Annotated in this window: 14 protein-coding genes; 11 read left to right on the forward strand and 3 right to left on the reverse strand. The window is 55.4% G+C overall.

Features of this window, described 5'->3' with window-relative positions:
• The first annotated feature begins 9 nt into the window (after positions 1-9).
• The 7 genes from lepA (at position 10) to acpS (ending at position 6,497) form a co-directional block, all read left to right on the forward strand.
• A complete protein-coding gene (lepA, locus tag O1723_RS05550; RefSeq protein ID WP_014884847.1) occupies positions 10-1,809 on the forward strand; it encodes a translation elongation factor 4 in 1,800 nt (599 codons plus the stop codon).
• 16 nt (positions 1,810-1,825) lie between these two features.
• Complete coding sequence (gene lepB / locus O1723_RS05555; RefSeq protein WP_023337640.1) at positions 1,826-2,800, forward strand: signal peptidase I; 975 nt, start codon at positions 1,826-1,828, stop codon at positions 2,798-2,800.
• Positions 2,801-3,022: 222 nt separating this feature from the next.
• Entirely contained in the window at positions 3,023-3,703 is a 681-nt protein-coding gene (gene rnc, locus O1723_RS05560; RefSeq protein ID WP_010434072.1) for a ribonuclease III, read from the forward strand.
• Positions 3,700-4,605 (forward strand): GTPase Era, encoded by a 906-nt coding sequence (gene era, locus O1723_RS05565; protein ID WP_006176722.1) that lies wholly within the window; start codon positions 3,700-3,702, stop codon positions 4,603-4,605. Before rnc ends, era begins: the two co-directional genes overlap by 4 nt.
• A gap of 18 nt (positions 4,606-4,623) precedes the next feature.
• The gene (gene recO / locus O1723_RS05570; protein ID WP_023331096.1) at positions 4,624-5,331 is read left to right on the forward strand and encodes a DNA repair protein RecO; all 708 of its coding nucleotides are present in this window, start codon (positions 4,624-4,626) and stop codon (positions 5,329-5,331) included.
• Between the two features lie 54 nt (positions 5,332-5,385).
• A complete protein-coding gene (pdxJ, locus tag O1723_RS05575; protein WP_023331095.1) occupies positions 5,386-6,117 on the forward strand; it encodes a pyridoxine 5'-phosphate synthase in 732 nt (243 codons plus the stop codon).
• Entirely contained in the window at positions 6,117-6,497 is a 381-nt protein-coding gene (gene acpS / locus O1723_RS05580; protein WP_014884843.1) for a holo-ACP synthase, read from the forward strand. Before pdxJ ends, acpS begins: the two co-directional genes overlap by 1 nt.
• Here acpS and O1723_RS05585 read toward each other — a convergent pair.
• Together O1723_RS05585 and O1723_RS05590 are read right to left on the reverse strand one after the other, a co-directional pair.
• Complete coding sequence (locus tag O1723_RS05585) at positions 6,494-6,754, reverse strand: YfhL family 4Fe-4S dicluster ferredoxin (protein ID WP_014884842.1); 261 nt, start codon at positions 6,752-6,754, stop codon at positions 6,494-6,496. The two genes, acpS and O1723_RS05585, sit on opposite strands and share 4 nt — an antisense overlap.
• Before the next feature lie 56 nt (positions 6,755-6,810).
• Positions 6,811-7,659, reverse strand: coding sequence for a MurR/RpiR family transcriptional regulator (locus tag O1723_RS05590; RefSeq protein ID WP_248190637.1), 849 nt, complete (start codon positions 7,657-7,659; stop codon positions 6,811-6,813).
• Between the two features lie 118 nt (positions 7,660-7,777).
• Here O1723_RS05590 and murQ point away from each other — a divergent pair, with 118 nt between their 5' ends.
• Genes murQ through tadA form a run of 4 tightly spaced genes read left to right on the forward strand, consistent with a single transcriptional unit; the run spans position 7,778 to position 11,247 of the window.
• The gene (murQ, locus tag O1723_RS05595; RefSeq protein ID WP_023337639.1) at positions 7,778-8,671 is read left to right on the forward strand and encodes an N-acetylmuramic acid 6-phosphate etherase; all 894 of its coding nucleotides are present in this window, start codon (positions 7,778-7,780) and stop codon (positions 8,669-8,671) included.
• Between the two features lie 11 nt (positions 8,672-8,682).
• Positions 8,683-10,044: a PTS transporter subunit EIIC gene (locus O1723_RS05600; RefSeq protein WP_023337638.1), complete on the forward strand. Its 1,362-nt coding sequence runs from the start codon at positions 8,683-8,685 to the stop codon at positions 10,042-10,044.
• Positions 10,045-10,047: 3 nt separating this feature from the next.
• Positions 10,048-10,683, forward strand: a complete 636-nt coding sequence (gene yfhb, locus O1723_RS05605; RefSeq protein ID WP_014884838.1) for a phosphatidylglycerophosphatase C — start codon at positions 10,048-10,050, stop codon at positions 10,681-10,683.
• Positions 10,684-10,707: 24 nt separating this feature from the next.
• Entirely contained in the window at positions 10,708-11,247 is a 540-nt protein-coding gene (gene tadA, locus O1723_RS05610) for a tRNA adenosine(34) deaminase TadA (protein ID WP_014884837.1), read from the forward strand.
• Here the strand turns inward: tadA and mltF are convergent.
• On the reverse strand, positions 11,135-12,685 hold the full coding sequence (gene mltF, locus O1723_RS05615; protein ID WP_014884836.1) for a membrane-bound lytic murein transglycosylase MltF: 1,551 nt from the start codon (positions 12,683-12,685) through the stop codon (positions 11,135-11,137). The two genes, tadA and mltF, sit on opposite strands and share 113 nt — an antisense overlap.
• Positions 12,686-12,715: the final 30 nt, after the last annotated feature.

The raw sequence follows: 12,715 nt of genomic DNA on the forward strand, positions 1-12,715 counted from the left end.
TTTAACTATATGAAGAACATACGTAACTTTTCGATCATTGCTCACATTGACCACGGTAAGTCGACGCTGTCTGACCGTATTATCCAGATTTGCGGTGGCCTGTCTGATCGTGAAATGGAAGCCCAGGTTCTGGACTCCATGGACCTGGAACGCGAACGCGGTATCACCATTAAGGCGCAAAGCGTTACGCTGGATTACAAAGCGGCTGATGGTGAAACCTATCAACTGAACTTTATCGACACCCCAGGCCACGTTGACTTCTCCTATGAAGTATCACGTTCGCTGGCGGCCTGTGAAGGTGCGCTGCTGGTCGTCGATGCCGGGCAGGGTGTTGAAGCCCAGACCCTGGCAAACTGCTATACCGCGATGGAAATGGATCTCGAGGTTGTGCCGGTTCTGAATAAAATCGACCTGCCAGCTGCCGACCCTGAACGCGTCGCGGAAGAGATTGAAGATATTGTCGGCATTGACGCGACGGATGCCGTGCGCTGCTCCGCGAAAACCGGTGTGGGCGTGACCGATGTGCTGGAACGCCTGGTGCGTGACATCCCGGCCCCGGAAGGTGACCCGGATGGCCCACTGCAGGCGCTGATCATCGACTCCTGGTTCGATAACTACCTTGGTGTTGTCTCTCTGGTGCGTATTAAAAACGGCACCATGCGTAAAGGCGACAAAATCAAGGTGATGAGTACCGGACAGGTCTACAACGCCGACCGTCTGGGTATCTTCACGCCAAAACAGGTTGACCGTACCGAGCTGAAATGCGGCGAAGTAGGCTGGCTGGTTTGTGCCATTAAAGACATCCTCGGCGCGCCAGTGGGCGATACCCTGACCGGTGCGCGTAACCCGGCAGATAAAGCGCTGCCAGGTTTTAAAAAGGTGAAACCGCAGGTTTACGCGGGTCTGTTCCCGGTCAGCTCAGATGACTATGAAAACTTCCGTGATGCGCTCGGTAAACTGAGCCTGAACGATGCTTCCCTGTTCTACGAGCCAGAAAGCTCAACGGCGCTGGGCTTCGGTTTCCGCTGTGGCTTCCTCGGCCTGCTGCACATGGAGATCATTCAGGAGCGTCTGGAACGTGAATACGATCTGGATCTGATCACCACCGCACCGACCGTTGTGTATGAGGTAGAAACCACCTCGAAAGAAGTGATCTACGTCGATAGCCCGTCCAAGCTGCCGCCGCTGAACAATATCCACGAACTGCGTGAGCCGATTGCAGAGTGTCACATGCTGCTGCCACAGGAGTTCCTGGGCAACGTCATTACGCTGTGTATTGAGAAGCGTGGCGTGCAGACCAACATGGTCTACCACGGTAACCAGGTGGCGCTGACCTATGAAATCCCGATGGCGGAAGTGGTACTCGACTTCTTCGATCGCCTGAAGTCTACCTCCCGTGGCTATGCGTCCCTGGATTACAACTTCAAGCGTTTCCAGGCCTCCAACATGGTGCGTGTGGACGTGCTGATCAACGGTGAGCGTGTGGATGCGTTGGCCCTGATCACCCACAACGACAATGCGCCGTACCGTGGTCGCGAGCTGGTTGAGAAAATGAAAGATCTGATCCCGCGTCAGCAGTTCGACATCGCGATTCAGGCGGCCATTGGTAACCACATTATCGCGCGTTCTACGGTGAAACAGCTGCGTAAAAACGTTCTGGCGAAGTGCTACGGCGGTGACGTCAGTCGTAAGAAAAAGCTGCTGCAGAAGCAGAAAGAAGGTAAGAAGCGTATGAAGCAGGTCGGTAACGTTGAGCTGCCACAGGAAGCATTCCTTGCCATTCTTCATGTTGGTAAAGACGGCAAATAACCTTTAAGGAGTTGGCATGGCGAACATGTTTGCCCTGATCCTGGTCATTGCTACCCTAGTGACAGGTCTGCTGTGGTGTCTGGATAAGTTTATCTTCGCCCCAAAACGCCGTGAGCGTCAGGCTGCCGCACAGGTAGCCACTGGCGACCAGCTGGATGCGAAAACCCTGAAAAAAGTCGGCCCGAAACCGGGCTGGCTGGAAACGGGCGCCTCGGTATTCCCGGTGCTGGCCATTGTGCTGGTGGTGCGATCGTTTATTTACGAGCCGTTCCAGATCCCATCCGGTTCAATGATGCCAACGCTGCTGATTGGTGATTTTATTCTGGTAGAGAAGTTTGCCTACGGCATTAAAGATCCTATCTACCAGAAAACGCTGATCGAAACCGGTCATCCGAAGCGTGGCGACATCGTGGTGTTCAAATACCCGGAAGATCCGCGTCTGGACTACATCAAGCGTGCGGTTGGCCTGCCGGGTGATAAAGTGACCTACGATCCGGTCGCCAAGGAAGTTACCGTTCAGCCTGGCTGTAGTTCTGGCACCGCGTGTGAAAACGCACTGCCCATCACCTACTCAAACGTTGAGCCGAGTGATTTTGTGCAGACCTTTGCCCGTCGTAACGGCGGTGAAGCGACCAGCGGGTTCTTCCAGGTGCCAAAAGGCGAAACCAAAGAGAACGGTATTCGTCTGGTCGAGCGCAAAGAGACGCTGGGTGATGTGACTCACCGTATCCTCACGGTGCCAATCGCGCAGGATCAGGTGGGTATGTATTATCAGCAGCCGGGTCAGCAGCTGGCGAGCTGGATTGTACCGCCGGGACATTACTTCATGATGGGGGATAACCGCGATAATTCTGCGGACAGCCGTTACTGGGGATTTGTGCCTGAGGCGAATTTGGTCGGTAAAGCCACCGCAATCTGGATGAGTTTTGAGAAACAGGAAGGCGAATGGCCGACCGGTGTACGCCTGAATCGCATTGGCGGAATCCATTAATTCTCAATAAATGAACGCGTAGCCGCTTTAATTAGCGGCTACGTGAATTATTTCCTCGATAAATCTCTTTGAACTAACGACATCCCCTGTCGTTGTGTATAGAATATTCCCCCGAAGTTTAAGGTTGGCCCTGCAAGGGTGCCACGGCACACGAAACCGCGTTGGTTTTCTCAGGTCGGTTTCGTGTGCTGCATTTTTGACGCATTCATTTATTGGTATCGCATGAACCCCATCGTAATTAATCGGCTTCAACGGAAGCTGGGCTACACTTTTCATCATCAGGAGTTGTTGCAACAGGCATTAACCCATCGCAGTGCCAGCAGCAAGCATAATGAGCGTCTTGAGTTTTTAGGCGACTCAATTTTAAGTTTCGTGATTGCGAATGCGCTTTATCATCGTTTCCCGCGTGTTGACGAGGGGGATATGAGCCGCATGCGTGCCACGCTGGTTCGGGGGAATACCCTTGCGGAAATCGCGCGCGAATTTGAACTGGGCGAATGTCTGCGTCTTGGGCCGGGTGAACTGAAAAGCGGCGGCTTCCGTCGTGAATCGATTCTTGCCGATACGGTCGAAGCATTAATTGGTGGTGTGTTCCTGGACAGCGATATCCAGACCGTAGAAAAGCTGATCCTCAACTGGTATCAGAGCCGTCTGGACGAAATCAGCCCGGGCGATAAACAAAAAGATCCGAAAACGCGTCTGCAGGAATATTTGCAGGGCCGTCATCTGCCGCTGCCATCTTATCTGGTGGTGCAGGTACGTGGTGAAGCGCACGATCAGGAATTTACCATCCATTGCCAGGTCAGTGGCCTGAGTGAACCGGTGGTGGGCACAGGTTCAAGCCGTCGTAAGGCTGAACAGGCTGCCGCCGAACAGGCGTTAAAAATGCTGGAGCTGGAATGAGCGAAGAAAAAACGTATTGCGGATTTATTGCCATCGTCGGACGTCCGAACGTCGGCAAATCCACCCTGCTGAATAATCTGCTTGGGCAGAAGATTTCTATTACCTCGCGTAAGGCGCAGACCACGCGTCACCGCATTGTCGGCATCCATACTGAAGGCGCGTATCAGGCGATCTACGTCGATACTCCGGGCCTGCACATGGAAGAGAAGCGTGCCATTAACCGTCTGATGAACAAAGCGGCGAGCAGCTCGATTGGTGATGTAGAACTGGTCATTTTCGTTGTGGAAGGCACCCGCTGGACACCGGACGACGAAATGGTGCTGAACAAGCTACGTGACGGCAAAACGCCGGTCATCCTCGCGGTCAATAAAGTTGACAACGTGCAGGAAAAGGCTGACCTGCTGCCGCATCTTCAGTGGCTGGGCAGCCAGATGAACTTCCTCGATATCGTTCCGCTGTCTGCAGAGACTGGCCTGAACGTCGATACCATCGCGGGCATCGTGCGTAAGCATCTTCCGGAAGCGATTCATCACTTCCCGGAAGACTACATCACCGATCGTTCTCAGCGCTTTATGGCGTCTGAAATCATCCGTGAAAAGCTGATGCGTTTCCTGGGCGCGGAACTGCCGTACTCTGTGACGGTGGAGATCGAGCGTTTCCAGACCAACGAGCGCGGCGGCTACGACATTAACGGCCTGATCCTCGTTGAGCGTGAGGGGCAGAAGAAGATGGTGATCGGCAACAAAGGTGCCAAGATCAAAACCATCGGTATTGAAGCCCGTAAAGACATGATGGAGATGTTTGAAGCGCCGGTTCACCTGGAGCTGTGGGTGAAAGTGAAATCTGGCTGGGCCGATGATGAGCGTGCTCTGCGCAGCCTCGGTTACGGCGAAGACCAGTAACCTAAGACGACGAGTATGATGGAAGGATGGCAGCGCGCCTTCGTCCTGCATAGTCGTCCCTGGAGCGAAACCAGCCTGATGCTGGACGTCTTCACGGAAGAGTCCGGTCGCGTGCGCCTTGTTGCGAAAGGCGCACGTTCCAAACGTTCTAATCTGAAAGGTGCCCTACAGCCTTTCACGCCGCTGCTGGTCCGCTTTGGTGGGCGAGGGGAAGTGAAAACCCTGCGCAGCGCTGAAGCCGTCTCCCTGGCGCTTCCTCTTTCTGGTATCACCCTGTACAGCGGTCTGTATGTCAATGAACTCATCTCGCGGGTTCTTGAACATGAGACTCGCTTCTCTGAACTTTTCTTTGATTATCTGCACTGTATCCAGGCCCTCGCAGGGGCAACCGGCACGCCTGAACCTGCCTTGCGACGTTTTGAACTGGCGCTGCTGGGGCATCTGGGATACGGCGTCGATTTTCTGCATTGTGCGGGAAGCGGAGACGAAGTCGAAGACGCGATGACCTACCGCTATCGGGAAGAAAAAGGGTTTATCGCCAGTATCGTGATTGATAACAGTACCTTTACCGGGCGCCAGCTTCGGGCGCTTTATGCGCGCGAGTTTCCCGATCAGGACACCCTGCGCGCAGCAAAACGCTTTACCCGGATCGCCCTCAAGCCGTATCTTGGCGGCAAGCCCTTAAAGAGCCGCGAATTATTCAGGCAGTTTATGCCGAAACGTTAACGTTGCCCTCTCCCGGAGAAGGAAGGGAAATGAACCAAAATACCGAGGATTGTCATGGCTGAATTACTGTTAGGCGTCAATATTGATCACATTGCCACGCTGCGTAACGCACGCGGCACGGCTTATCCCGATCCGGTTCAGGCGGCATTTATCGCCGAACAGGCTGGCGCCGACGGCATTACCGTTCACCTGCGTGAAGACCGCCGCCACATCACCGACCGCGACGTGCGTATTCTGCGTCAGACGCTGGATACGCGCATGAATCTGGAGATGGCGGTCACGGAAGAGATGCTGGCCATTGCCTGCGAGACTCAACCCCATTTCTGCTGCCTGGTGCCGGAAAAGCGTCAGGAAGTGACCACCGAAGGCGGTCTGGATGTGGCTGGGCAGATCGATAAAATGCGCGATGCCTGCAAACGTCTGGCGGATGCCGGTATCCTGGTTTCCCTGTTTATCGATGCCGACTTCGCGCAGATCAAAGCCGCAGCGGACGTTGGCGCGCCGTATATCGAAATTCACACTGGCTGCTATGCCGATGCCAAAAACGATGCTGAGCAAGCCAAAGAGCTGGAGCGTATTGCCAAAGCGGCCACCTACGCGGCGAGCCTGGGGCTGAAGGTTAACGCCGGACACGGCCTGACCTACCATAACGTTAAGGCTATCGCTGCCCTGCCGGAGATGCATGAGCTGAATATCGGTCATGCGATTATTGGTCGTGCGGTGATGAGCGGCCTGAAAGAGGCGGTCTCAGAAATGAAACGCCTGATGCTGGAAGCGCGTCAGTAATGGCCATTCTGGGCTTAGGCACTGATATCGTTGAGATAGCCCGCATAGAAGCGGTGATCGCCCGTAGCGGCGAGCGCCTGGCAAGACGCGTGCTCAGCGATAACGAATGGGCCATCTGGGAAGCGCATCAGCAGCCGGTGCGCTTTCTGGCAAAACGTTTTGCGGTAAAAGAGGCGGCAGCCAAAGCGTTCGGTACGGGCATTCGTAACGGCCTGGCGTTTAATCAGTTTGAAGTATTTAACGACGAACTGGGCAAGCCGCGCCTGCGGTTATGGGGCGAGGCGCAAAAGCTTGCGGAGAAACTGGGCGTGAATCACATGCATGTGACGCTCGCGGACGAACGTCACTACGCCTGCGCAACGGTGATTATTGAAAGCTAGAGTTTGTCCGCGTGGTGCAGCAGGACAAACTTATCCCACAGCTGCTCTTCACTCTCAACGTGTGCCGGATCCTTCAGGATGGTATTCGGGATCGGGCACACTTTCTGACAGGTCGGCGTTTCATAGTGGCCGACGCATTCGGTGCAGCGGTCGCTGTTAATCTCATAAATGCTGTCGCCCATCGAAATCGCCTGGTTCGGGCATTCCGGTTCGCACATATCGCAATTGATGCATTTTTTGGTAATTAACAGCGCCATCAGGAAATTCTCAGAAACATCACAAACAGGGCGGGCATTATACGCTCATTCCTTACTCAGACCAGTTTTTTTACCAGCTCTTCACTATGGCGAATGCGCTCTGGCACCCGCTCTAAATCCTGCTGCACCAGCGCCATAAACAGCAGGTCCGTCAGCATCATTTGCGCACTGGTTGACGAGATCGCCGCGCTGCGCGTGGCCTGCTCTTCGGCAATGGTATACAGACAGCGCGTGGCCCGCTGTTGCAGGGCATTCGGGGTGAACCCGGTGATGGCGAGGATTTTGCCGCCGACGCGCAGCACTTCGTCCGTTGCCATGTTAATCTCGCGGCGCTCACCGGAATAGGAGATGGCCAGCAGCAGATCTTCAGGATCCATCGCCTGCACGGTCGCCAGCAGGGCGTGCATATCCTGCTCGACAATCGCGTTAAAACCGATTTTGGTCAGCTTCCAGCCAAAATTACGCGCCACCAGGCCGGATGCGCCAATACCGGTTAAAATAATACGCCGCGCCGCTCGCAGCATCGCCACGCTTTCCAGTAACTTCTCTTCGGTATTCACGTCGAGGGTGGCATGCATGGCCGCGACGTTCTCTTTAATCAGCTTTTCCCCGACCACACGCATTGGATCATCCCCGCGGATCTGGTTATGCACCGGCATAGATTGCGGATTGGGATTACTCACCAGCGCTTCGCTAATTGCCAGCTTAAGGGCAGGGAAGCCTTTAAAACCGATCTTCTGGGCAAATTTCACAACGCTTGACTGACTTACCCCGGCTTCGCTTGCCAGCTGTTGCGAGCTGAGATGACGGGCGCGGTCAGGCTGAGAAAGCAGAAAGTCCGCCAGTTTTTTGTCGCTTTGAGCAAAGCCGGCGTAGCGCTGGCGAATGCGAATTAAACAGTTCATAAGTACTCCCGGCGGAAATGTGATTGTCTACGCAAATACGAATTTTGCTCGCCTGAATGAATTTTATATTCCATTATAGTGTGATTATTATGAATTAAAAATTCTTGAGGTACAAAAAATGAATCTTGGCTCACTTGTTTCTGAAACGCGTAACCCGCAAACCATGGATCTGGATGCGCTCTCTACTCTGGAGCTGGTTAACCGCTTTAATCAACAGGATACGCTGGTCGCGCAGGCAGTGAAAGAGACATTACCTGAGGTAGCGAAAGCGGTCGATGCGGCGGCGGAAGCCCTCAAAGCGGGTGGCCGCATTATCTATATGGGCGCCGGTACCAGCGGCCGTCTCGGCGTGCTGGACGCCTCCGAATGTCCGCCAACGTTTGGCGTGCCGCATGGGCTGGTGGTCGGGTTGATTGCGGGGGGGCCTGGTGCACTGCTGAAAGCCGTTGAAGGGGCGGAAGATAACAAACAGCTGGGTGAGGATGACCTGAAGGCACTTACTCTGACGGCGAAGGATCTGGTCGTCGGGCTGGCGGCATCCGGGCGCACGCCGTACGTCATTGGCGGTCTGGAATACGCCAACCAGACCGGCTGCACGACGGTCGCCATCTCCTGTAACCCCGGCTCTCCAATCGCTCAGGTGGCCGCCATCGCCATCTCCCCGGTTGTCGGGCCAGAAGCGCTCACCGGCTCCACGCGCCTGAAATCCGGTACCGCGCAAAAGCTGGTGCTCAATATGATCTCCACCGGTGCGATGGTGAAGTTCGGCAAGGTGTATCAGAACCTGATGGTGGATATGCAGGCCACTAACGTCAAGCTGGTGGACAGAGCCTGCCGTATGGTGATGGAGGCGACAGGCGCAGGCCGTGAAGAGGCAGAAGCGGTCCTCCAACAGACCGATCACGATGTTAAACCCGCCATATTGATGATCTTAAGTGGGCTGGATGCGGCGGCCGCGCGAGCCAGACTCGATGCGCATAATGGCTTCTTACGGGCGGCATTAGAAAACTAACAGAGGCGTGTATGGACAAAACAGCAGCGCTCGCCAGCGATATCCTGCGAGGGATCGGCGGAGAAGAGAATATTCAGCGTCTGGAAAACTGCATGACGCGCGTGCGCGTCGAGGTGCATAACGACGACAAGCTGGATGTGCCGGGCCTGAAGAAGCTTTCCGGTGTCAGCGGTTACGTGAAGCAGGGGCAGCAACACCAGCTGATCGTCGGGCCGGGGAAAGCGGCGCAGGTGGTTGATGCCATGCGCGCGCTGATGGGCGGCGGCGCGAGTGTGACGCTCGACGATGCTGCGCGCACCAAAGCGCAGGCGAAGGCGAAATACAAAGCCCCCATGAGCGACGCGCTACGACAGCTGGCAAATGTCTTTATCCCGCTGATCCCGGCGTTTATTGCTTCCGGCTTGATCACCGGGATTATCAATATTCTCAAGCGTCCGGATATCGTCGGGGACTTTGCCACCCAGTATCCGAACCTGTTGGGTATTCTGGGGATCTTCGGCAGCGCGGTGTTTGCCATTATGAACATTCTGGTCGGGGTGAATACCGCCAAAGTGTTTGGCGGTTCGCTGGCGATGGGGGGCGTGATGGCGGGCATTCTCTCCAGCCCGCAGCTGGCGCAAATTACGCTGTTTGGCGAGGCGCTCCAGCCTGGTCGCGGCGGGGTGATTGCCGTGCTGCTGGTGGTCATCCTGATGTGCTGGATTGAGAAAAGACTTCGCGCGGTATTGCCCGGCTCGATTGAACTCATCCTCAACCCCCTGCTGACCACGTTAATTACCGGTAGTGTGGCGATTGTGGTTCTTCAGCCATTAGGGGGATGGATCTCTGATGCCATCGCTCATGGCGCGTCTCTGGCCATTGACCGCGGCGGTTTGTTAGTGGGGGCGGTGCTGTCAGGCACCTTCCTGCCGCTGGTGCTGACCGGTCTGCATCAGGGACTGGTGCCGATCCACGTCGAACTGGTGCAGGCGCACGGTTACAACGCGCTGCTGCCTATACTCTCAATGGCGGGGGTGGGGCAGGTCGGTGCGGCGATTGCCGTACTGCTGAAAACCCGCAACGCACGCCTGAAAAAAGTGATTAAAGGCGCGCTTCCGGTTGGATTGCTCGGCATTGGCGAACCGCTGATTTTTGGCGTCACGTTGCCGCTGGGTAAACCGTTCCTGGCTGCCTGTCTGGGCGGCGCGGTCGGCGGGGCGCTCATTAGCTACTGGAAAGTTGCTACCGTCATTACGTTTGGTCTCTCCGGTTTGCCGCTGGCGTTAACTATCGTGACCGGAAAAGTGATGCTCTATCTGTTAGGCTATTCTGTAGCGGTGATCGCCGGGTTCCTGTTTACCTGGCTGTTAGGATTCAACGACCCAGAGGAGTAAGGTTTGGCAAATCACGAGCGTCGCGTTGTCTTTTTCGATCTGGATGGAACGCTGCATCAGCAGGATATGTTTGGTTCGTTTATGCGCTACCTGCTGCGGCGCCAGCCTCTGAATGCGCTGCTCGTCTTACCGCTGTTACCGGCGATCGGCATCGCGCTGCTGGTGAAAGGCCGGGCGGCGCGCTGGCCGATGAGCCTGCTGCTCTGGGGATGTACGTTTGGCCACAGCGAAGCGCGGCTCAAACAGCTCGAAAAGGAGTTTGCGCACTGGTTTCGCGGTCATGTCGCCGCGTTCCCGGTTGTACAGGCGCGCCTCACCAGTTACCTCGACGCCAACGATGCCGACATCTGGTTGATCACGGGCTCCCCGCAGACGCTGGTTGAACAGGTTTATTTTGATACGCCCTGGCTGCCGCGTGTGAATCTTATCGCCACACAAATTGCCCGTGGTTACGGCGGCTGGGTACTGAGTATGCGCTGCCTGGGGCATGAAAAAGTGGTGCAGCTGGAGAAACGCATCGGCACGCCGCTGCGTCTCTACAGCGGCTACAGCGACAGCAAACAGGACAACCCGCTGCTCTATTTTTGCCAGCATCGCTGGCGCGTCACGCCCGCAGGCGAACTTCAGCAACTCGAATAGTCTTATCTATAGCGGGTGTGTATAATGCCGCCCGCTTTTAGACTGGAGTATCAACCGTTGTGCAACCCTGAACGCGATCATGAATACTGGATGCGCCATGCGCTTACGCTTGCCCAGCGCGCCTGGGACGAGGGAGAAGTGCCCGTGGGTGCCGTGCTTGTCCACAATAACCAGGTGATAGGGGAAGGGTGGAACCGCCCGATTGGCCGTCACGATCCGACTGCGCACGCTGAAATCATGGCCCTTCGTCAGGGCGGAATGGTGCTGCAAAACTATCGTCTGCTTGATACCACGCTGTATGTCACGCTTGAGCCGTGCGTGATGTGTTCTGGGGCGATGGTGCACAGCCGGATTGGTACGCTGGTCTTTGGTGCGCGGGATGAAAAAACCGGTGCGGCCGGTTCTCTGCTGGACGTGCTGGGTCATCCAGGGATGAATCACCAGGTGAAAACTATCGGTGGGGTACTTGCACCAGCGTGTTCGGCGCTATTAAGCGATTTCTTTCGAATGCGCCGTCAGCAGAAAAAGCAACAAAAGGCAGAATTGAAGTTGTCGGACGATTAAGCTCGTCCGGCGCCACAACCGGATAACTCTCAGCCAGCTGTCTTGCCTCTGTCGCCTCTTTTTCTTTCTCGAGCAGATAGCCGACCAGGCTAATCTGATACTTACGGATATTTTCCACGTAGGCGTAGGCTTCATGTCCGCGCGCGTAGCCGTAAGTCAGCTTGTTATACCACGGCTTCTGGCTTAGCAGCGGCAGACGTTGCTTTACGTCTGACCAGCTGTCCGGGTTACCTTTCGTTTTCGCGGTCAGCGCCCGCGCGTCAAGCATATGCGCGTAGCCCATATTGTAGGCTGCCAGCGCAAACCAGATCCGTTCCTCTTCCGGCACCGTTTCCGGCACTTTGGCCATCATATCCTGCAGATAGCGAGCCCCGCCGCTGATGCTCTGTTCCGCATCGGTACGGTCATTCACGCCCAGGCTCAGCGCGGTATTTTTGGTTAACATCATTAAGCCACGCACGCCGGTCGGGGAGGTGGCCTGGGTGTCCCAGTGGGACTCCTGATACGAAATAGCCGCCAGCAGTTTCCAGTCAATCTCCTGGGCGTATTTTTCGAATAATGGCTGCAGGTCTGGCAGGACGCTATCTACCGCGCGCAGGAAGCTGCGGGTGTCAACATAGTCAAAATCATCACCGTGGCCGAGATATTTTTCCTCCAGGCGTGCCAGCGTGCCGTCTTCATTGATGGTGTTATAGAAATCGAGCATGGCCGCAGAAAGAGTCTGATCGTCATCGAGCTGGCTAAACCAGGTCACCGGCTGCTCGTCGGTAACGTCGAGCGCTACGGCAATTTCAGGATGCACGCGCTGGAACAGACTGATCGCAACCGAATCGGCAATGGTGTAGGGCAGTTTCTGATCTTTTACCTGCTCCAGCAGCTCCGTTGTGCCCAGTTTCGGATCAACCTTCCAGCTCAGGTCGGGGTATTTCTTCTCTTTCAGCTCACGCAGATCCTCAATCACCACATGGCCGGGCGCAATGGTCAGCTGTTGATCGTTAATGGAGGCCAGCGTGCGTGGCCGCAGACTCCCGACGCGATAGACCAGCTGTTGCGAAACGGAGTAATAGGTCGGGCCCGGTTGATAGTTTTTGCTACGCTCACTGTTATAGACCAGACCGGCTGCCAGTATGTCGGCATCGTTGTTATCAAGGTCGTCGAACAGCTGATTGATATTCTGGCGAACGGTAATTTTAAGCTTCACGCCAAGATAATCGGCGAACTGCTGCGCCAGTTCATAATCAAGGCCAATAATTTTGCCGTTAATGTCGCTGTAAATCAGCGGAGAGTTGAGCGTACTGACGCGCAGCTCCCCCCGCTCCTGAATGGCGGCGATACGGTTTTCGGCTTTACCGAACCAGGGGATGGAAGGCCAGAGGGCCACTGCCAGCAGCAACGTAACAATGCCGATGAGCAGATAATTAATCTTTAATTTTTTCAATTAGTTAATTCTCTGCGACGCCGGTTGCCT

Source organism: Enterobacter cloacae complex sp. HYC080_NIDB (genome assembly GCF_056673325.1).